Source organism: Ruegeria sp. MALMAid1280 (genome assembly GCF_049195285.1).
Taxonomy (GTDB): domain Bacteria; phylum Pseudomonadota; class Alphaproteobacteria; order Rhodobacterales; family Rhodobacteraceae; genus Ruegeria.
The window spans coordinates 63,654-82,302 of the sequence record NZ_JBMIRT010000040.1; the positions used below are offsets into that span (position 1 = coordinate 63,654).

Here is an 18,649-nt window from a genome sequence, read left to right on the forward strand (position 1 = left end):
CTCCAATCTGAGCGGGTCAAATGGAAGGTTTCGCTGCGGAAACGCGCCCATTGTCTACGTGTATGGCTTGCGGAATCCCAGCAGTAGGCCAATACGACACCTCCGAGATATCTGGCGCGCGGATCGAATTCGTTCACACGCAATGGTGCAAACACAAGCAGATGGACGAGTCGGACTGAGCATCGAAACTCAACTATGCGCCCAGAACAATGCAGGTCGTGACATCAATTGCGAGAGGCAACCAATGTCTACCCAATGGTTTAGCCGCTAGAAACCTGTACCCAACGATCAGGGTGAATCGGGTCCTGTATTCGTAGGAAAAGATACCTTGTTTCCTTCCACGTTTTGATCCTGTTGGTAACATTGTCCAGAACCAAATCGCCTTCACTCGAGCGATAGACTAGAACAGCATGGCCATTGCGATTGGTGTCCAAGACGGTCGCGATTAGTAGCTTCGTAGGATCCACACCGTTCTGCACAAGTTCAAACTTCTTTTGCAAAGCGAAGTCTTCGCAATCTCCTGACCCTTGCGTCGGCAGTGTCCAGTATTCCTTTGTCCCGTATTGGCTTTGATCCGAAACGGCACGGATTCTCCGATTGACGCGCGTGTTGATCGTTTTAACGATCTGATTTTCTTGTGCCACGGACAGACCAGAACTACGAGCGCTCGCGCACGCCCAAGAGTAATCTTTGCATAGTGTTTTGGCACCGGATGGCGCTTCAATCTTTCTGTCAAGACCGATCGAGGGAAGCTCAGAGGCTTGTAATGTAGCGGCAGACACAAAAAAGCTGCATATAAAACAGATCATTGGGAGATAACCCAGCAGGTTTTTCGATAACATTCTCTGAACTAACGTGGGATTTGTCATATCTGCCTTCTCCATGCTCGTTCCTCGAAGGTATCCAAACTTCCGGGGCCAATGTATTTTATTCCAAGCCTTCATGTGCCTTGAGGCATTGCAACAGCTTCTTAGCCTCTAGGGGTAAAGCGGCAAAAATTTGCAGATTCTTTGGTATTTCTTCCTTAGTTGACAGCATCAGAGCATCCACGCCATCACCAGTCCGGCATAGCTAACAGCGCGAACTAGAGGGTAAGCTGATCGCAATTCTCTCATTCAACAAAAATACAACACAGATCGGCCGTCATCGCTTAAGGTTACGAAATACTGGGACAATGAAGCCGCTCCTCCCCAAACTGAGACAGGCAGTTTCGGTTTTTCCGGGCGCTGCAATTAGTGACCGCTAATGACATCTTTGACGACAGGCTCGTTGAGCAACGCCGTTAGCAGGGGGCATGCTGCTCCTTCAGTACAGGTCTGCACAAGTTCTACCAATGCTTGCTCCAGCCGTTGGAGAGCGGCGATCTTTGACCTGACCTTGTCGAGATGTTTTGTTGCGACGTCTTCGGCGTCACGACAGGCTTGCTCCGGCGCTTTGGACAATTCGCGAAGTGCGCATGCATCCTGAATAGTGAAGCCTAGATCGCGGCAGCGTTTGATGAATCTGAGCTCGGATATTTCCCGTTCCGTGTAAGCGCGGCGCCCCGAGGCGGTTCGACCGGCTTTCTCGACTATGCCTTCCCGTTCGTAGTAGCGGATCGTTTCGACCGACAGGCCGGTCAATCTCGCCGCTTCGCCAATCGCAATCATGTGATGACCTTTCCCTTGAACCTGTAGCCACTACAGGATGCATGTTGTCGGTCATGATGTCGAATTTCACAAATCGCACGAAGCAAAAATCGAGGAAGCCGAACCGGCTTCCGCTCAAGATCGTCAAAGTCGGAGAAAGCTGACCATGAGCAAATTTGTAGGGGCGAGTTTTCTTGGATCGTTTACCGCATTTGGCGTTGCGACCTGCTGCATCTTGCCGATGGCCTTGATTTTACTTGGCTTGGGAGGGAGCTGGCTGGCCGTATTTGGCAAGATCGCCGCCGCAAGTTATTACGTGCTCGGCGGTTCGACGGCCCTGCTGTTTCTCTCTGGCATCGTCGCGTACCGCCATGGTTCACTCGACCGCCTCAAATGGTGGCTGACAGGTAGTTTTGCGTTGACAACCATCGCTTGGGTTATCGTGCTCAACGAAATCCGAATAAATGATTTCCTGATAACCTTGATGTGACGCCATGAGTGAAAAACGCCTGAACCTTGTCAGCACGATCATCTGCCCGGAATGTAGACATTCAAGGCCTGAAACGATGCCAACAGACGCGTGTCAGTGGTTCTACGAATGCACATCTTGCGGAACAGTCCTGAAGCCACTTCCCGGCGATTGCTGCGTCTACTGTTCCTACGGATCGGCTCCATGCCCGCCAATTCAGGCGGGCGACAAATGCTGCGGTTGATACGGCGACCGGGATGCCGGTTTTGTCCGCAAAGCCGGTCATCAGGCTGTGCGGGCGCGGGCATTTTTTCACCGCAGGCTTGAATTTTCCCGGTGGGCCAGGGCAGGCGTGAAGCCACGGATCACCTGGTTTGCCGTGAAGAATGTCACGTAAACCGGGCAGAAGAAGCGAGCGCCGTGTTCTTCAGGATCTTGCCAGCGCCGTCGGGACTTCATGCGGCCGGGTAGCTGGCAAACACCTCTGTGGTTCCATCCTTGCGGATCAGGAAGACGTCAAAGGCTTCGCGTTCGCTTTCCGGCCCCATGCCTGGCGAGCCGAACGGCATTCCCGGAACCGACAGTCCGACAGCATCCGGGTGTTCGCCCAGCAGGCGCCGGATGTCAGCGGGCGGGACGTGTCCTTCGATCATGTAGCCCTCCACGCGGCCCGTGTGGCATGACATCATGCCCTCCCGAATTCCATTGGCGGTTTTGTAAGCGTTCAAGGCCTCCCAGGCACTGTTTTCCACGCTTACTTCAAAGCCTTCCGCCCGCATGATATTGATCCACGAGCCGCAGCATCCGCAATTCGGATCTTTCAGGACATGGATTGAGGGGCCGGTTTTCGCGAGGGCGGGAAGCGCCGCGCTTCCCGCAAGGGCCGCGGCTCCTTGCATCACGCGGCGGCGGCTCAGGTTATTCGTTGTCATGTTCCCTCCGGAGAAAACTTGTCTTGAACCGATGTGAAAGCGCACCGGCAGGATTGAATGCGGATCGCAGATACGAGACTGCCATATTCGTTACCCTCGGATACTCATCAGATATGGCTTTCTGGGCGACGCAGGGATTTCTCACAATGATCTGGCGCAAACTCTGCTCGGAGACGGAACCCTCGCTCTCCTTTTTTCGCTGCACCAGCCACTCTGGATCTTGCTTGGCAATAACCCGGTTCGCAAGCAACTCCGCTACCCTCTGTTCAAGGCCGGAATTGCGCCAATTTCTCACTGCTGCGTTCTATGGCACCCACGATCGAACAGTTCTGAATTCCACCACGCCCCGGACACGCCGCGATCAGCTCGTCCAGATTGTTCCTCAACCGTGCAAGCCCGTCGATCCGTTCCTGAATTTCGTCCCGCTTTTTGCGCGCTCTGGCCTGCATCGCGACGCACTCGGAATTTGGTGCCGTGCGCAACTCCAGAATTTCCGCGATTTCGGCAAGTGAAAATCCGAGCTTCTTAGCGCCGGATATGAATTTCAGCCGCCAAAGCGTGTCGCCACCATAGTCCCGCGCGCCGCCGTCAATTGGGCGCGGCGGCTGAGTGACAAGGCCCTTCCTTTCATAAAATCGGATCGTCTCGACGCCTATCCCGGCTTCGCGCGCGGCCTGGCCGATCTTAAGTGGTTGCATCGCGGTCTCCCTCCTTCACCGGCATCTTGACACCGTATCATGATACGGAGGTTAAAACATTGGGGTCTTGGTGCTTGCGAGGATGTCATATGCGGATCTTCCTGAAACGGTGGCTGCTGCCGATATTCGGCTCCGCCCTGGCGCTCTATCTGGTGTTTGCGCTCTACGGCAGCCTCGATTTTGCGCTGTTTCTGCAGGGCCTGCGCGGAGCCAACATGTTCTGGATCGCGATTCTTGCCGCCACCATCCTGCTGGAGCAGCTGATGAGCGGCTGGAAGTGGCGGCAGATCCTGTTCGACGTGAAACCGGTCGGCACCCTGCGGCTGACGGGGGCGCTACTGGCAGGTTATGGCGCAAATGTCCTTGTCCCGCTCGGCATCAGCCCGCTGGTCCGGGCCTGGCTGGTTGCCCGGCTCGACCGCTTGAAGATGGCGACCGTGCTTGCAACCGCGATCATCGCCCGGTTCCTCGACGGCGTCGTTTTCGCCCTTTTTGCCGGAGCGGTGGCCGCCGCCGGCCAGATTCCACAGATCGAGGGTGACCTGCGGCTGGGATTGAGCGTTGCGGGCCTATTGAACCTGATGCTTTTCGGCAGCCTGCTTTGGGTTCTGTTCCGGTTCCGCGCGTCACTTCTGAGCGAGGACCCTCTGGTCTGCCGACTCTTCGACTGGGCTGCCGCCCGCATCGGGGCCGATGGCGCGTATCTGCGCACCGCGCTCGGTGAAGGGATCGTCTGGCCACAGGCACGGGCCCGCCGCATCGCCGCCATTGCCGCAGCCATTGCGGGTAAGCTGGTGGCGACAACCCATTTCCTGTGGGCCGGGCTGGCGGTTGGCGTGGTGCTGAGCGCGTGGGATTATCTGTTCCTGATGGTGTTTGCCGGGTTCGCCATGGTTCTGGGTCGTTTCGTGCGCATCCCAGCGAGCTTTGTCTTTGGGGCGGGGTTCGCGCTCAAGGTGCTTGGCGTTCCGGACGAAACCGCCCTTCTGATGATCCTGTTCAACTATGTGCTGACGATCCTTCTGGTGGTCGGGATCGGCCTGACGGTGTTGTGGCAGAGCGGCATCGACATCCGCCGCGCCCGGGCGGAGGCAGAGGCGGCGAATGGCAAGACGTAATCCCGAAGACACGAGATTTTGGCGCATCGCCGGTGCTGGTGCGGTGTTTCAGGGCGGGTCGGCGGCGGTGGACAGCGCGACGGTGGTGGCCAGTCTGGTGCATATGCTGACCGGTAGCGCGCTGGCCGTGGGCTATGCCAGCACGGTCCTGCGTCTTGGCTGGCTGCTGCCCCAGTTCGCGGTGGGCTACCTCGCCGAGCGCACCGATCGGCGCATGCCGTTCTACGCCCTTGGTGCCTATGGGCGGGCGATCACGGTCGCGATGATCGGTATTCTTCTGTGGTGGGGGGCCGACTGGCCTCAGGTCGATTGGCCTCCGGTTCCGCTGGCGCTCGGGATGCTGGGATTGTGGACGGTCTATGCCTTTGTCAGCGGCGTGGTCGCGGTGCCCTACAACGACATCGTCGGCCGGGCGATCCCGTCCGAGCGCCGCAGCCGGATGTTGGCCTGGCGCTTTTTCGGCGGCGGTGTTCTGGCGGTTCTGGTGGCGGGCGTTCTGCGACTCGCGCTCGACGTGATGCCGCCGCTCAGGGCCTATGCGCTGATATTCTGGCTCGGCGCGGTGCTCATGATCGTCTCTGCGACGCTTTTTGTCTCGGCGGGTGAGGCCGCTACCGCTGCAAGGGCGCCACGGGACCGTCCTGCCAATCTGTCTGGATTTCTGCGCGAAGGTTTCTCGACGCTGCGGCAGGACCGCCGGTTCCGGCTGTTCCTGATCTTCCAATGGCTTGGTGCAGCGACGCTGATGGCGTTGCCGTTCTATGTCGTTGCCGCCAGCCGCAGCGGCCTCGGGGCGGCGGATGTCGGAACGCTGTTGGCGGCGCAGACTGTCGGCGCGCTGGCCTCGAATCCGCTCTGGGGCCACATCGGAGACCAGGCGGGCAAATTGCGCCTGCTGGGGATAGTGGCACTGGTGCGTCTCGGACCTCCGGTGCTGGTTTTGCTGCTTGTGGTCACGGGTTCGGGGCTGACCGGGTTCGCGGTGCTGTTCTTCCTGATCGGCGCGATGATGAACGGGGTGACCATCGGCTATCTCGGCTACTTGCTGGAGATCTCGCCCGACGACCGCCGCCCGGCCTATTCCGCGTGGTTCAACAGCTTTGCGACCCCGGCGGCGCTGGCGCCGCTTGTGGGCGGTGTGGTGGTCAGCATGATCGCCATCGAAGCCGTGTTCATCGCTGCGATCCTGGCCGCGCTGGGACAGGTCGCGATCGCCGCGCGGCTGACACGGGGTTGAAATAGCACCTTGTTCAGGACCAAAGCGTTTCCTCTCAACCCGCAATTCAGATGCGATCCTGTCAAAAGGCAAGATGGCATGTCTAAACATGGGCGAAGCAGAAAACGTTGAGCGCAGCGATTAGAATTGTTCCGTTCAGAACATGACGGCGAGGTCTCTTCTCGAAAACTCCAGAAAGCGGGGTACATGTCGAATTCCGCCGCATAGCATCGCGGCGCTGATCGAGGGATATTCGAGGACTGACAAACGAACCTGGTGAGGCACGCGCCTCTGAACAAAGTTCACCGCGCCGTCACCCAATTTTGACCCGTGTGTCGGTGACGAACTCGTAAGGGGGCAGATCGAGGTTGCGGGGCGCGGGGCCTTTCCGAATTCTGCCAGACGTGTCGTAATGTGAACCGTGACACGGACAGAACCAACCGTCCCAGTCTCCGGTGGGTTCGCTGCCGCCCTGCCCGAGTGGTATGCATCCCAGATGGGTGCAAACGCCAATAACTACCAGCCATTCCGGTCGCTGTACGCGCTCGGCGTCAGGTTGCGGGTCGATCATTGGTGCATCGTCTTCTGCTATCGCCAGCGCGATCCGCTCTTTAGTCCGGTGGTCTATAAAGATCGGCTTGCCTTTCCATTTGACAGTGATCCTCGTTCCTGGTCCGACACCTTCAAGATCTATGTCGACAACGGCTTGGGCGGATATGTCCGCACTGGGGTTCATGCTGTTAACAAGTGGCCAGACCGCCGCGCCCGTGGCCACGATGGCGGCACCGCCGGTGACGAAGTATAAGAAATCGCGCCGATTTTCAGGCTCTGAAGGTGCCTGTCTTTCAGAAAATTCAGACATATTGTTCCTCCTGTGCGTCAGGACAGGTTCATCGAATGATAGGACTCGGACGAGGTGGATCAGTCGCCCTGGTTCTCTTCTTCACCGCGATGCCCCATTCCCTATTCATCAGAGTGATCTTCGTCGGGGTCACCGTGCAATGCCTCTACAGGTAGTGCACCGGCCGTCAGGTGCAGTTCAGTTGCTGCTCTCCGAATTGGATTTGCTAACATGGCAATTTCCCTTCCTTATTGGGTTACAAATTTGTTCTGATCAGTTGGCCGTTGCTGCTCCTTGTTGCGCAGTGTTCTTGCCGCAAAGCCGCCAGCCATACAGGGCGCCGTTCTCAGTGTTTGCCGTGGCCGCGATGCATTAAGAAATGCATGCCCACGCAGACCAGCAAGAACAGCAACGGAGAACTGAGCAAAGGATAGAGTGTCTCGCGGTATTCCCAGCCCAGAACAGCGGCGCCCAACGCGATCGCAATGACAACCGGGAGCCAATTACGCTTGGCACCGTTGGCCGTCTGATCTTCGGTTTTGGGCGCTTCGGCCGTTACGTCAGAGCTGACCCTTTCGGTCGTCTCCTGTGTGGCGCGGGTTTCGTCGAAATTTGATTGGGTCATAGCTGATTTGTCTCCTTTTCGATGATCCATTGTTTGAGAAAGATGCGCTCATAGACGAAGACCAAGCCGATGCCAGCAACGGCATATACTACGATCATCGGGTCGGAGCGCAGCTTGAGTATTGTGAACGCGGTCAGGACTACGCAGTCCAGCGCCAGGGCGGTCAGCAAGACCCATCCACGGGCTTTGATCTGACCGCGCAAGCGTCGCCAGACACCCCAATGCACCGCCATGTCCATCACCAGGTAAAAGAACGCCCCCAACGAGGCGATGCGAGACAGGTCGAACAACACCGCAAGCAGACCCGCAATCACGACCGTGTAGATCAGCGTGTGAGACTGGATGCTGCCCGTCATGCCGAAATGGCTGTGCGGGATCATCTTCATGTCGGTCAGCATCGCCAGCATCCGGGACACGGCGAAAACGCTGGCGATCAGCCCCGAGGCCGTTGCCACCATCGCCAGCGCAACGGTCAGGTAGAACCCGCCCTGCCCCAGCACCGGCCTGGCAGCCTCGGCCAGAGCATAGTCCTGCGCCGCGCGGATCTGCTCGGGCGGCAGGCTGACGCCGACCGCAAGGGCGACCAGCAGGTAGACCACCGCGCAGATCGCGATCGAGATCATGATGGTGCGCCCGACATTGCGGTGCGGGTCGACGATCTCAGCCCCGCTGTTGGTGATGGTGGTGAAGCCCTTGAACGCGAGGATCGACAGGGCCACCGAGGCGACGAACCCCAACGGCGCCGCCGGTTCCGAGCCCTGAACCTGCCAGGTTCCGCCCGCCGCCCAAAGTGCGGCGATGCCGAATATTGCGATCCCGCCTATCTTGAGCGCCGACATGATGATCGACCACAACCCCACCGACCGGTTGCCCGACCGGTTCACCGCATAGGCAAAGACGATCAGCGCAACAGCGACCAAAGACACCAGCGGTCCGCTCTCGATGTTGAACGGGCGGAGCGCATAGGTCGCGAAAGTACGCGCGACGAGGCTTTCGTTGATCACCATCGACAGTGCCATCAGCAGCGAGGCCGCCGCCGCAACCGCCCCGGGCCCATATGCCTTGGTCAGGATCATGGCGATGCCGCCCGATGAGGGCCAGGCGTTGGACATGGCGATATAGGTATAGGCGCTGAAAACCGTCACCACGGCCCCGACCACGAAGGACAGCGGAAACCATGGCCCCGCCAGCCCGGCGATCTGTCCGGTAAGTGCAAAGATCCCAGCGCCAATCATCACGCCGGTCCCCATGGCGACGGCTCCGGTCAGCGAGATTGATCCGGGCTTCAGCGCGCCACTGGCGCCGTGGGTACTATGCTCGTGCGTGCTCAAATCTTCGCCCCCCGCAATCGCAGCGCATTCAACACCACTGAAATTGATGAAGCACTCATAGCGAAGGCCGCAAACATCGGGCTGATCAGGATGCCGAAGAGCGGAAACAGAAGGCCTGCCGCCACCGGAACGCCCGAGGCGTTGTAGATCAGGGCAAAGAAAAGGTTTTGCCGGATATTGCGCATGGTAGCGCGGGCCAGCCTTCGGGCGCGCACGATGCCATCGAGGCTACCGTTGACCAGCGTGAAGCCTGCACTTTCGATCGCCACGTCGGCACCGGTCCCCATGGCGATGCCCACATCGGACTGCGCTAACGCGGGTGCGTCGTTCACTCCGTCACCCGCCATGGCGACCTTTGCGCCTTTCTCCTGCAGTTCGCGAATTATGCGGGCCTTGTCCTCAGGTACAACGTCTGCTCGTATCTCATCGATACCCAGACGTTCGGCCACCGCCTTTGCAGTGCGTTCGTTGTCGCCAGTCGCCATGATGATCCGGAAACCCAGTTCGTGCAGCGCCTTGAGTGCGGCTGGTGTTGTTTCCTTGACCGGGTCGGCGACGCAGACCAACCCCGCCACTGAACCATCAAGCATCACGAACATCACCGTTTCGCCGTCATCCCGACGCGCATTGGCCTTGGCCGTCAGTTCGGCCGCCTCGAGTCCGAGATCGGTGACCAGTTTCAGATTGCCGAGCGCGACGGGGCGGCCATCCACCGTGCCTTTCACGCCTTTACCAGTCACCGCCTCGAAGTCACTGGCGTCGGACAGGGCTACGCCACGTTCCTCGGCTCCTGTGACGATTGCCTCAGCTAACGGGTGCTCCGAGCCCTTCTCCAGCGTTGCGGCCAGCCGCAGCACCTCGACCTCGTCATGGCCAGGTTCGGGTAATACAGCCACAAGCTTTGGCTTGCCCATGGTCAGCGTGCCAGTTTTGTCGACGATCAAAGTATCGATCTTCTCGAACCGCTCCAGCGCTTCGGCATTTTTGATCAGCACTCCGGCCTGCGCCCCGCGCCCCGTGGCCGTCATGATCGACATCGGAGTGGCCAGGCCAAGCGCGCACGGGCAAGCTATGATCAGTACCGACACCGCTGCGATCAAGGCGTAGGAGAGCGCCGGAGCCGGTCCCCAAATTGCCCATGCAATAAAGGCCAGCGCAGCTATACTTATGACCGCCGGTACAAACCAGCCCGCCACTTTGTCAGCGTATTTCTGAATTGGTGCGCGCGAGCGTTGCGCGTTGGCCACCATTTCGACAATCTGGGACAGCATTGTGTCAGAGCCCACTCGGGTTGCTTCGATCACAAGGCTACCGGTGCCGTTGATTGTGGCCCCTGTGACCGGCTCGCCTTGTACCTTTTCGACCGGAACCGGTTCGCCAGAGATCATGCTTTCGTCAACAGATGAGCGCCCTTCGAGTACAATGCCGTCTACTGGCACCTTGTCGCCGGGGCGTACGCGAAGGCGGTCACCTACCTGTACTTCTTCAAGCGGAATTTCCTCTTCACTGCTGTCAGGGCGGATAATGCGGGCGGTCTTTGCGGCCATGTCCAGCAAAGCGCGGATTGCCTTTCCTGTGCCTTCGCGTGCCCGCAGTTCCATCACCTGCCCGAGCAGAACAAGTGTAACGATAACTGCGGCCGCTTCGAAATAGACCCCAACATGGCCTTCTGAATCTCGAAAACCGTCCGGAAATATGTGGGGCATCAATACGGCGACAACGCTGAACAGCCACGCGGCCGAAACCCCCATGGCAATCAACGAGAACATGTTCAGGTTCATGGTGCGAAACGAATTCCACCCTCGTTCCAGAAATGGCCAACCGCACCAAAGAACAACCGGAGTGCCAAGTATCAGTTCAATCCATAGGGTTGTTCGCTCACCAAAAATCTCTCGCACACCAGACAGCCCAACGTAGGGGCCCATCGTGAAAACCAAAAGTGGAAGCGTCAGAATCGCACCTACCCATAGGCGCCGGGTGAAATCCACCAGTTCCGGGTTCGGCCCCTCGTCCACCATCGCCGCGCTTTCCAGCTCCAACCCCATGCCGCAGAGTGGACAGGACCCGGGATGGGTTTGCCGCACCTGCGGATGCATCGGGCAGGTATATACGGGTCCGTCATAGCCTGTCGGAACGATGTCATATTCACCGTTCTCGTCCGTCGCGCCATGATGCGCGGAATGGTGGTGATGCGCATGCGCATCCACCTCGCCCTCGGGCACAAGGTGCATCCCGCATTTGGGACAGTCGCCGGGCCCAGATTGACGCACGTCAGAATGCATGGGGCAGACGTAAGCGACCTCGGTCGGGCCGTTCGCGTGGATTCTGATGTCGTGGTCTTCTGTCATGTTCTGCTCCCTGGTTTAAGCTTTGGTCGTAGAGCCGTTTAATTACGCAATGCCGGGCACAGTCCTTCAGGGCAGAACAACCATCTGGTGGCCCTCACCCAGTATCGGCATTTCGGTAATAGCCGTCAGGCTGACTTGATCGACGATCCAGACCTTCGGTTCGGTTCGGCTTGATACCATCACTTTGCCTGAGTTCGGTATGGTCGTCAGGTGATAAGGTGCCGGTGACAGGTTGGTCGAGCGCTGTTTGCCCGTAGCAAGATCAATCGACAACAACCGGTCGGTGCCTTTGGCGGCCACGAACAGTACGCCCTCGCGGTCGGACAGGCCGATCCCGTGCAACTCGCCTCCAATGTCATAGGTTTCGGTGACAGAACCGCTGGCAAGATCTACGCGGAAGGCCTTGCCACCATCACTGTCGGCTACGAAGGCGGCGCTGCCGGTGGCGTTAAGTACAAGATGCTCAGGGCCTTCGCCGACGGGCATGTTGCGTACGACGAAGCCTTTGACGACATCCACTTCGCTAAGTGTACCATTGCCGGTATTGGTGACATAGACCCTGTCGCCGTCAGGCGCGAATACCGCATAGTTGGGCATTGGCCCGGTTGCTACGAAACCAAGGAAGCTGAGCTTATCGAGATCGACGATCGAAATACCGTCACCGCCCGGATGGGTCGCCACCGCGAACCGCCCGTCGGGCGACACCGCAGTGTGATGCACCGCACCTGGAACCTCGATCTGGCGGACGACCTCGCGTGTTTCCGCATCAAGGATCGTCAGCAGGCTCCGCCCCTTGTCTTTGGGCAACGCAGTGACATCGCGCTTGGCGTGGTGCGCAGCGTGTTCATCCTTGGACATACCTTCGGGTTTTGGTGGCGTTGTGGCCTCGGTTTCTGCGTAGCTGCCCGCGACCAGGTACTTAAAGCCGGGCGCGCCGGCCAGCCCATGGACCGCCACGAGCCTCGGCAGCCGCTCGACGGTCTTGCCGGTTTCGGAGTCGATCACCAGAACCGAGTCCGCGCTGCCTTCGGGAATGAACACGGTTGCCGCCAGCGTGAGCGAAGGCGCAGTCAAAGCTGCGACGGACAGGCCTGCGGCCAGATTGAACAGGGTCATTTAGGTTTCCTTTCGTCAACTGAAACGCGCGCATTGGCGGGCACGTGCAGAAAAATCCGGTAGATGACGGCCATCAGGAAGGGCGTCAAAAGCAGGGTCAGAGCGATGGCCTTCATGGCTTTGTCCTTTCAATCAGTTGAGTTTTGTGCGAGCCGCAAAGACATTGAACAGTCCGCCGAACAGCAACGCGGCGTACCAGCCGTAGAGAAACGCCCATAACAGTCCCAACAGGAATGAGGGCAGGCTGAGCCAAGTCATTCCGGGCATCAGGCCGATCCAAGCCCGGTACATGGCAAAACTTGGAAAGATCAGGTCAAAGGCCACGCACAGCAGGTAGGTTGCGGCCAGAAACAGGCTGAGCGCCCAGCCAAGGGTTGTCACCGGAACACCGGGATGATGTTCTTGTGTCCCCATCACACAGGGGCCACAGGTCAGGCGCAACAGTGCGAATAGCACCACGCCCGTGACGAAAAAGTACAGAATGGTAAGCATGGTAAGTGTCCTGAACTGAGTTGGGCCGCAATCAACGGCTTGGGCAAGACCCCGGAGCGATTCCGGAGCCATTGCCGGTCACGTTCAGGACAGGTTTGGCGGATGTGGTAGTGGTGCGACCGGCAGGCTTGCGCGTGGCCGGAACCGTTCTGGCGCCACGGGCGTAGCAATACGCATCGAGAGCAATTCAGGTGCCGCCATAACTGCCATCGCATAGCAGCCCGGGTGCACTGAGCAGTCTAATTCTTCTGATGGATGAGACGCGGGATACCCACCGCTGTCATCGATCACAAGCTCGGCCTGGGTGGCGGCCTTCGCGATGTCATGCCCGGCATGGGACGGCACAACAGAGATCAGCATCGAAACCACCAACGCACAGATCAACAGGACCTGCAGCCGGCCCATGGCTCGGGCCGTCCGTGTCGCAGTTGATATCCATTGTGCGCGGATCACTTAGGGTTTCCTCCATTCTCCAACAGTTTAGGGCCGCTTGGACCGGTCGCATTGATCTGGCTCAATTCGTGGTCTGAAGAGCCAACAGGCATCTTGCGTTTCCAAGCCAACCAGATAAGTGGCGCCCCCGTCAACAGCCCAAGCCCGATAACCGCAAGGCTGGTGCCGCCTGTCGCGGTTTCGGTAATCTGGCTGCCCAGATGGGCCAGAACGAAACTGGCCGGCAGGAGTCCAGCCAAGGTGGCCAGTGCGAACCGCCAAAATTGAAGTCGGGTCAGACCGGCGGCATAGCTGACCATGTCGAAAGAAACGAAAGGCATCAGGCGGCTGGTGAACACGGTCAACATCAGGGCATTCTGCGATCCAAGCAACCCCAAGTCCAGCTTGTCGCCGAACCACTGGCGCAGCGCGTCGCGCCCCAACCAACGGGCTATCAGGAACGCCAGCAGCGCCCCCAACTCCGCTCCGATAGCAACCAATGCGGTTCCCAGCCCATGCCCATATGCCACCCCGGCAGCGACAGCGATCGGAGCGCTGGGGATTGGGCTGGCAACCACTGCGGCTGTCATGAAGCCGATGATGACAACGGGTCCGAACGGGCCGGCCCAATCCACCCACGCAGTAATGACTTCGCGCGATAGTCCTGCGTCCAACGCGCCAGACAGCCACAACCAGATGGTGGCGATCAGCAACGCGATCAAAACCGCGATGAAAACCAAACGGCTATTGCTGTGCAGGCCCTCCAGCTTTCGTTCCTCCTATGACATAGCCCTCCACCCCTAAACGGGAGTGACGGATTCCGAGGTCACTTAGCGATGTATTTGATCAGCGCTACGATCGCCAGAACGATCAACACTGCGATCAGCAACATCCAGATCATTCCAAACCCCATTCCAGCGCCATAGCCCATCATCGCTTTGTTCCTCAGTGGTTTGTGCCGAGTGCGATGACCCGGCTACACGGTTGCGTTTCAGTTGTTGGTTTCAGAAGCCTTTGTCACAGGTTTCGAGGCCTTCATGCCGTGTTTCGGCGACATCGTCTTTGCGCCTTTCTCGATTTCCCCTGTGGTCACAACGCCATCGCCATTGGCATCAAGATGCTGAAATCGGTCCACCATGGTTTCGCGGATCATCCCGGAATGCAGCGCTTCGAACTCATCAATCGACAGGTTGCCATCTCCATTAACGTCATGCGCCTGCATCCGGGCCTTCAGACCTTCGGCGATCTCAGATTCGCTCGGGCGACCGTCCTCGTCCATGTCCAGAACCGCCAGCCAGTTGCCGCCCATCATCTGGCCATGCATTTTCACCATCATTTGCATCATGCCTGCGTGATCGCCCATCATGCCGCCGGGCGCACCCTGCATCATGCCGCCCTCATGGCCCTGCATCTGCGCGCTGCTGCCATGCTGACCGGCGGCAAGCGCGGGCAGCGCCATCAAAGTCGCGGCAATGGCTCCAGCGGCCAGCGTGAAGGTACGTTTCATGACTTTCACCTCTCGGGTTTTTGTTTCTACACAAAGCATATGGCCGCCCTCGGTCGCGCCACCACCCCCCTGCTCAACCCGGTTTGTATCGTTGTGTCGCAGCCCGCCCAACTGATACAAAGGGATACAAAAAAGCCGGGATTTGTACCGCGCCGGGGCTTATGATTGCGCCATGACTGAAGCACCACATATCTTGATTGTCGACGACCACCGCGAAATCCGTGATGCTGTCAGCCGCTATCTGGAAAAGAATGGGTTGCGCGCCAGTACCGCGCGCGACGCAACCGAGATGGACGCACGACTGGCGGCCGGTCGGATTGATCTTATCGTACTCGACATCATGATGCCGGGCGAAAACGGATTGTCGGTCTGTCGCCGCCTGTCCGCGGCCGGTGGCCCGCCGATCCTGATGCTGACAGCCCTCAGCGATGACACCGACCGTATCGTGGGTTTAGAGATCGGCGCCGATGACTACCTGCCCAAACCATTCAACCCACGTGAATTGCTGGCCCGGATCAAGGCGATCCTGCGGCGTTCCGAAACCACCGTCCCCCCGGCTGGCGATCTGAGCGGCAAACGGATCGCCTTTGGAAGCTGGGTTCTGGATGCCGACAGTCGCACCTTGATATCCGCCGAAGGGGCCGAAGAAAGTCTGACCACCGCCGATGTCCGGCTGCTGGCCGTATTCCTGCAGCGGCCCCGCAAACTCCTGTCGCGAGACGAACTGCTGGATTTGACCGCCGGCCGCAGCCCGCACTTGTTCGACCGTACGATCGACAACCAGGTCAGCCGCTTGCGTCGCAAGATCGAAGCTGACCCAACGCGGCCGAAGCTCATCACCACGATAAGAGGTGGCGGTTATTGCCTGTCGACCGACGTGAGCGAGCTTACGGGATGAAAGCCTTTGCCCAAAGTCTGCGCGGTCAGCTTATCCTTTTGATCATCGCCGCGCTGGCTGCCGCGCAACTGGTCAGCCTGTGGCTGTTCGTCGACGAACGCTCAATGGCAGTGCACATGGCCCTTGGCCTGGAAACCGCCGGACGCGCCGCAAACATCGCGCGGCTGATTGAAGAAGCTCCACCCGAGATGCACGACGCGATCCTGCGGGCGGCAAGTTCTCCACTGGTGCGTTTCAGCCTTACAGATACGCCCGCAGTCGATCACACCGGACATAGCGCTGGTGGGACGGTCGAAAACACAATCCGCAGAATTCTGCCAGGCTATGAAAACCGTCCCATCCGGGTAGAGTTGCATGAGTTCTCTCCCGATATGCTGCCGGTTGAAGGTGTTCCGTCTACAATGGCTGAAATGCACATGGCAATGATGCGTGATCACGTTTCCGCAATTGAAATGCAGCTGTCGATCGCTCTGACGACCGATCAATGGCTCAACGTGGATACCCGGTTCCATAACCCTCCTCTGCAATGGCCTTTGCAGTCCTTCGTCAGCTTCGGTTTCACTGCAACTTTAATTCTTGGAGCAGCCATTTGGTTTCTACTGACACGGCTGACCGGCCCGTTGCGCCGCCTGTCACTGGCTGCAGACCAGTTTGGTCGCGGTGAAGACGTCCAGGAACTGACGGTTTCTGGTCCGACCGAGGTGCGAGATTTGACGCAGGCGTTCAACCATATGCGTGATAGGCTGACTCGCTATGTTGCCGATCGGACCAGACTATTGGGGGCGCTGGGTCACGATTTGCGGTCGCCACTGACGGGATTGCGGGTTCGCGCCGAACTGGTGGAGGAAGAGGAGACCCGTGACCATCTGATCGAGACCATCGAGGAAATGCAGGAGATGGTGGACTCCACCCTGTCATTTGCCAAGGGCGTGGCCACGCGCGAACCTTCCAGTACCGTCCCAATTGGTGAATTCGTAACCAAAACGACCGAAGACATTGTGCAAGCCGGTGACACGGTTGAAGTATCGGTCGCAGACAATCCGGCCGTCACGCTTCGGCCGATGCTGATGAAGCGAGCTCTGCGCAATATCATTGAAAACGCCTGCCGGTATGGTGCCCGGGCCAACGTCTCAGTCATGCAAGAGGGGAATGAGGCAAAAATATTGATCCAGGATCAGGGGCCCGGCATCCCCGAGCATATGCTCGATGCGGTATTCGACCCATTCGTGCGGCTTGAAACATCCCGCTCGCGAGAGACTGGCGGAACCGGCTTGGGGCTGTCGATCGCACGTACGATCATCCAGTCGCACGGTGGCACGATAGAATTGCTAAACGGGGAAACTGGCGGCTTGTGCGCTAAGGTGGTTCTGCCAGTTTTTGAGGGCCAAACGTAACTTGTGAACACAATCGGCATGCCCCGAAAGCTTATTGGAAGCGTACCGCTTTGGGCCAGTTTCAGGTGTGGGCTCAAACGCAGCGGCGGAGAACACTGAACTGGAAAGACTGACTTTCCCCCCAAGAGGTTTGGTGCAGGTGATGGCGATGCGCGACGAGTTCAAAGTGTTCCTCAAAAAGCACGGCGATATCGCTCGGACTATAGCGGGCGACAGGGAGACCACTGCAAGTCTCCGGCCCATCAAGTGCAAACGTAGCAATGATCACATGGCCGCCAATTTTTACCCCTTTCTTCACGCTTTCCAGATAGGCCGCGCGTTGCGATGTATCCACGAGAAAGTGAAAAACCGCCCTATCATGCCAGACGTCATATCTGCGATCGGGGACCCAAGAAGTTATATCTGCAGAAATCCAAGTGACTGTTTCAGCGGCGCGCCCCAACCTTTCCCGGGCCGTGTCCAACGCGACCTGCGATAGATCGAGAACTGTCACGTCATGGAGCCCCTTCGCAAGCAACGCTCCAGCAAGACGAGATGTACCTCCACCAATGTCGATGACGGATGAAGGCTTAGACACTCTGATCAACTCGATGAGTTCAAGCGATATCTCTGGATCATCCTCGTGCCAACTCAATTGGGTGTCAAACTTCTCGCCATAGACATCGTCCCAGTGCTCTCTTGTGTTAGCTGTCATGTCGTATCGTTTTCCCAAGTCGTCGCCCTGGAGATATCCTCATTTTGACCGCTCCGCGCTGCGTTTTCGACTGAAGCAAAAACCAACAAGGCAACGCCCCAGACAATTCGACGCTGGTCCGTTGAATGGCCGCGTGAAGTCATCTCGGCGACAATGTAGTACACACATTCCAATTGTGAAATGTTTTAGGTGGGATTTGCTTGTCGGTCAGATTTCCACTGGGCTGCGCAAGTAGCTCCAGAATTTTGCGCAGTTTAACTGCAGTGGCGCGGGCCGGAGATACCGAAGCGTTGGCAGTTTGTGTACTGCTTGCCTGGATTGCTCTGTTCAATCAGTATAGCCGGAAGATTTTCTGAGCTTTGGAGCTTCAATCAGTCAACGAATTGCTTAAAGCGCCTTTAACCGACAATGGACTGATAACTTATGAGCAGAGCCACAGATCGTTGAAATACGATTTGGTTCTTGAGTGGCTCCTACTCCATTTCTCTTAGTTCATAGAATTTCCTACAGTCGTTGAAACGGCGAACAATCACATCATTGGTGAATAGCTGCCGCATCAACAGACTCAGTTTTTCATGATCGCGCCGATCGCATACATACCATCATCGCTTTTGACCAACATCAGTGTGACTTCGTCACCTGCGCTGATCTCACCCATCATCTGGGCATTCTCAAGAAGCTGCAAATCCATCGTCATCGCGGGCCACCCGATCTCGGGGATCGGATCATGGCTGACGTTAGCGGTTTCGTCGCCAATTGAGTTCACCAAAGCCTTTGCGTGGACCGCACCTTCCATCTGTTCGGAAGACATGGGCATGTTGGAATGGTCCATGCCGTGGTTCGTTTGCGCGATGCCGGATGTTGTAGACACGGCCAATAGGGCCAAAATTGCAGTCAAAGTTTTCATCAG

The 18,649-nt window shown here is 58.1% G+C and carries 21 protein-coding genes; 6 read left to right on the forward strand and 15 right to left on the reverse strand.

The window, feature by feature from the left end; genetic code table 11:
- Positions 1–260 precede the first annotated feature (260 nt).
- Together ACOQFT_RS05795 and ACOQFT_RS05800 are read right to left on the reverse strand one after the other, a co-directional pair.
- Positions 261–884, reverse strand: a complete 624-nt coding sequence (locus ACOQFT_RS05795) for a transglutaminase-like cysteine peptidase (RefSeq protein WP_247748073.1) — start codon at positions 882–884, stop codon at positions 261–263.
- A 348-nt stretch (positions 885–1,232) separates the two neighbouring features.
- Complete coding sequence (locus ACOQFT_RS05800; RefSeq protein ID WP_421597062.1) at positions 1,233–1,649, reverse strand: MerR family transcriptional regulator; 417 nt, start codon at positions 1,647–1,649, stop codon at positions 1,233–1,235.
- Positions 1,650–1,794: 145 nt separating this feature from the next.
- On the opposite strand from ACOQFT_RS05800, the gene ACOQFT_RS05805 reads away from it, so the two are divergent.
- Complete coding sequence (locus ACOQFT_RS05805; protein WP_170481547.1) at positions 1,795–2,118, forward strand: hypothetical protein; 324 nt, start codon at positions 1,795–1,797, stop codon at positions 2,116–2,118.
- Positions 2,119–2,122: 4 nt separating this feature from the next.
- Entirely contained in the window at positions 2,123–2,341 is a 219-nt protein-coding gene (locus tag ACOQFT_RS05810; RefSeq protein ID WP_421597063.1) for a GDCCVxC domain-containing (seleno)protein, read from the forward strand.
- A 211-nt stretch (positions 2,342–2,552) separates the two neighbouring features.
- Here ACOQFT_RS05810 and ACOQFT_RS05815 read toward each other — a convergent pair whose 3' ends face one another.
- A complete protein-coding gene (locus ACOQFT_RS05815; protein WP_421597064.1) occupies positions 2,553–3,029 on the reverse strand; it encodes a DUF411 domain-containing protein in 477 nt (158 codons plus the stop codon).
- A 266-nt stretch (positions 3,030–3,295) separates the two neighbouring features.
- Positions 3,296–3,727 carry a heavy metal-responsive transcriptional regulator gene (locus tag ACOQFT_RS05820; RefSeq protein WP_421597065.1) on the reverse strand — a complete coding sequence of 144 codons (432 nt, stop codon included), beginning with the start codon at positions 3,725–3,727 and terminating at the stop codon, positions 3,296–3,298.
- Between the two features lie 89 nt (positions 3,728–3,816).
- On the opposite strand from ACOQFT_RS05820, the gene ACOQFT_RS05825 reads away from it, so the two are divergent.
- Together ACOQFT_RS05825 and ACOQFT_RS05830 are read left to right on the forward strand one after the other, a co-directional pair.
- Complete coding sequence (locus tag ACOQFT_RS05825; RefSeq protein ID WP_421597066.1) at positions 3,817–4,845, forward strand: lysylphosphatidylglycerol synthase domain-containing protein; 1,029 nt, start codon at positions 3,817–3,819, stop codon at positions 4,843–4,845.
- A complete protein-coding gene (locus ACOQFT_RS05830; RefSeq protein WP_421597067.1) occupies positions 4,832–6,082 on the forward strand; it encodes an MFS transporter in 1,251 nt (416 codons plus the stop codon). Before ACOQFT_RS05825 ends, ACOQFT_RS05830 begins: the two co-directional genes overlap by 14 nt.
- A 292-nt stretch (positions 6,083–6,374) precedes the next feature.
- Here the strand turns inward: ACOQFT_RS05830 and petA are convergent, their stop codons facing one another.
- The 9 genes from petA to ACOQFT_RS05875 form a co-directional block, all read right to left on the reverse strand.
- A complete protein-coding gene (petA, locus tag ACOQFT_RS05835) occupies positions 6,375–6,923 on the reverse strand; it encodes a ubiquinol-cytochrome c reductase iron-sulfur subunit (protein WP_421597068.1) in 549 nt (182 codons plus the stop codon).
- A 325-nt stretch (positions 6,924–7,248) separates the two neighbouring features.
- Positions 7,249–7,527, reverse strand: a complete 279-nt coding sequence (locus ACOQFT_RS05840) for a DUF2933 domain-containing protein (protein ID WP_170417934.1) — start codon at positions 7,525–7,527, stop codon at positions 7,249–7,251.
- A complete protein-coding gene (locus ACOQFT_RS05845) occupies positions 7,524–8,858 on the reverse strand; it encodes an APC family permease (protein WP_255612171.1) in 1,335 nt (444 codons plus the stop codon). Before ACOQFT_RS05845 ends, ACOQFT_RS05840 begins: the two co-directional genes overlap by 4 nt.
- Positions 8,855–11,140, reverse strand: a complete 2,286-nt coding sequence (locus ACOQFT_RS05850) for a copper-transporting P-type ATPase (RefSeq protein WP_421597076.1) — start codon at positions 11,138–11,140, stop codon at positions 8,855–8,857. Before ACOQFT_RS05850 ends, ACOQFT_RS05845 begins: the two co-directional genes overlap by 4 nt.
- Positions 11,141–11,272: 132 nt before the next feature.
- Entirely contained in the window at positions 11,273–12,322 is a 1,050-nt protein-coding gene (locus ACOQFT_RS05855; protein ID WP_170417931.1) for a YncE family protein, read from the reverse strand.
- Positions 12,323–12,454: 132 nt separating this feature from the next.
- Entirely contained in the window at positions 12,455–12,814 is a 360-nt protein-coding gene (locus ACOQFT_RS05860) for a hypothetical protein (RefSeq protein ID WP_152460765.1), read from the reverse strand.
- A gap of 84 nt (positions 12,815–12,898) precedes the next feature.
- The gene (locus ACOQFT_RS05865) at positions 12,899–13,267 is read right to left on the reverse strand and encodes a hypothetical protein (RefSeq protein WP_157054266.1); all 369 of its coding nucleotides are present in this window, start codon (positions 13,265–13,267) and stop codon (positions 12,899–12,901) included.
- Complete coding sequence (locus ACOQFT_RS05870) at positions 13,264–13,986, reverse strand: TVP38/TMEM64 family protein (RefSeq protein WP_331252139.1); 723 nt, start codon at positions 13,984–13,986, stop codon at positions 13,264–13,266. Before ACOQFT_RS05870 ends, ACOQFT_RS05865 begins: the two co-directional genes overlap by 4 nt.
- A gap of 251 nt (positions 13,987–14,237) precedes the next feature.
- Positions 14,238–14,753 (reverse strand): calcium-binding protein, encoded by a 516-nt coding sequence (locus tag ACOQFT_RS05875; protein WP_170417928.1) that lies wholly within the window; start codon positions 14,751–14,753, stop codon positions 14,238–14,240.
- 172 nt (positions 14,754–14,925) lie between these two features.
- Here ACOQFT_RS05875 and ACOQFT_RS05880 point away from each other — a divergent pair, with 172 nt between their 5' ends.
- Positions 14,926–15,651 (forward strand): response regulator, encoded by a 726-nt coding sequence (locus ACOQFT_RS05880; RefSeq protein ID WP_170417925.1) that lies wholly within the window; start codon positions 14,926–14,928, stop codon positions 15,649–15,651.
- On the forward strand, positions 15,648–17,045 hold the full coding sequence (locus tag ACOQFT_RS05885; protein WP_050605707.1) for an ATP-binding protein: 1,398 nt from the start codon (positions 15,648–15,650) through the stop codon (positions 17,043–17,045). The genes ACOQFT_RS05880 and ACOQFT_RS05885 overlap by 4 nt, the downstream gene beginning before the upstream one ends.
- Positions 17,046–17,118: 73 nt before the next feature.
- Here ACOQFT_RS05885 and ACOQFT_RS05890 read toward each other — a convergent pair whose 3' ends face one another.
- Both ACOQFT_RS05890 and ACOQFT_RS05895 read right to left on the reverse strand, forming a co-directional pair.
- Positions 17,119–17,739: a class I SAM-dependent methyltransferase gene (locus tag ACOQFT_RS05890; protein ID WP_170417923.1), complete on the reverse strand. Its 621-nt coding sequence runs from the start codon at positions 17,737–17,739 to the stop codon at positions 17,119–17,121.
- A 565-nt stretch (positions 17,740–18,304) separates the two neighbouring features.
- A complete protein-coding gene (locus tag ACOQFT_RS05895) occupies positions 18,305–18,646 on the reverse strand; it encodes a copper-binding protein (protein ID WP_170417920.1) in 342 nt (113 codons plus the stop codon).
- Between the last annotated feature and the right edge of the window lie 3 nt (positions 18,647–18,649).

Coding starts and splice junctions, on each gene's coding strand:
- ACOQFT_RS05795 (WP_247748073.1), bottom strand. CDS start 884: ATGGAGAAGGCAGATATGACAAATCCCACGTTAGTTCAGAGAATGTTA.
- ACOQFT_RS05800 (WP_421597062.1), bottom strand. CDS start 1,649: ATGATTGCGATTGGCGAAGCGGCGAGATTGACCGGCCTGTCGGTCGAA.
- ACOQFT_RS05805 (WP_170481547.1), top strand. CDS start 1,795: ATGAGCAAATTTGTAGGGGCGAGTTTTCTTGGATCGTTTACCGCATTT.
- ACOQFT_RS05810 (WP_421597063.1), top strand. CDS start 2,123: ATGAGTGAAAAACGCCTGAACCTTGTCAGCACGATCATCTGCCCGGAA.
- ACOQFT_RS05815 (WP_421597064.1), bottom strand. CDS start 3,029: ATGACAACGAATAACCTGAGCCGCCGCCGCGTGATGCAAGGAGCCGCG.
- ACOQFT_RS05820 (WP_421597065.1), bottom strand. CDS start 3,727: ATGCAACCACTTAAGATCGGCCAGGCCGCGCGCGAAGCCGGGATAGGC.
- ACOQFT_RS05825 (WP_421597066.1), top strand. CDS start 3,817: ATGCGGATCTTCCTGAAACGGTGGCTGCTGCCGATATTCGGCTCCGCC.
- ACOQFT_RS05830 (WP_421597067.1), top strand. CDS start 4,832: ATGGCAAGACGTAATCCCGAAGACACGAGATTTTGGCGCATCGCCGGT.
- petA (WP_421597068.1), bottom strand. CDS start 6,923: ATGTCTGAATTTTCTGAAAGACAGGCACCTTCAGAGCCTGAAAATCGG.
- ACOQFT_RS05840 (WP_170417934.1), bottom strand. CDS start 7,527: ATGACCCAATCAAATTTCGACGAAACCCGCGCCACACAGGAGACGACC.
- ACOQFT_RS05850 (WP_421597076.1), bottom strand. CDS start 11,140: ATGCATTCTGACGTGCGTCAATCTGGGCCCGGCGACTGTCCCAAATGC.
- ACOQFT_RS05855 (WP_170417931.1), bottom strand. CDS start 12,322: ATGACCCTGTTCAATCTGGCCGCAGGCCTGTCCGTCGCAGCTTTGACT.
- ACOQFT_RS05860 (WP_152460765.1), bottom strand. CDS start 12,814: ATGCTTACCATTCTGTACTTTTTCGTCACGGGCGTGGTGCTATTCGCA.
- ACOQFT_RS05875 (WP_170417928.1), bottom strand. CDS start 14,753: ATGAAACGTACCTTCACGCTGGCCGCTGGAGCCATTGCCGCGACTTTG.
- ACOQFT_RS05880 (WP_170417925.1), top strand. CDS start 14,926: ATGACTGAAGCACCACATATCTTGATTGTCGACGACCACCGCGAAATC.
- ACOQFT_RS05885 (WP_050605707.1), top strand. CDS start 15,648: ATGAAAGCCTTTGCCCAAAGTCTGCGCGGTCAGCTTATCCTTTTGATC.
- ACOQFT_RS05890 (WP_170417923.1), bottom strand. CDS start 17,739: ATGACAGCTAACACAAGAGAGCACTGGGACGATGTCTATGGCGAGAAG.
- ACOQFT_RS05895 (WP_170417920.1), bottom strand. CDS start 18,646: ATGAAAACTTTGACTGCAATTTTGGCCCTATTGGCCGTGTCTACAACA.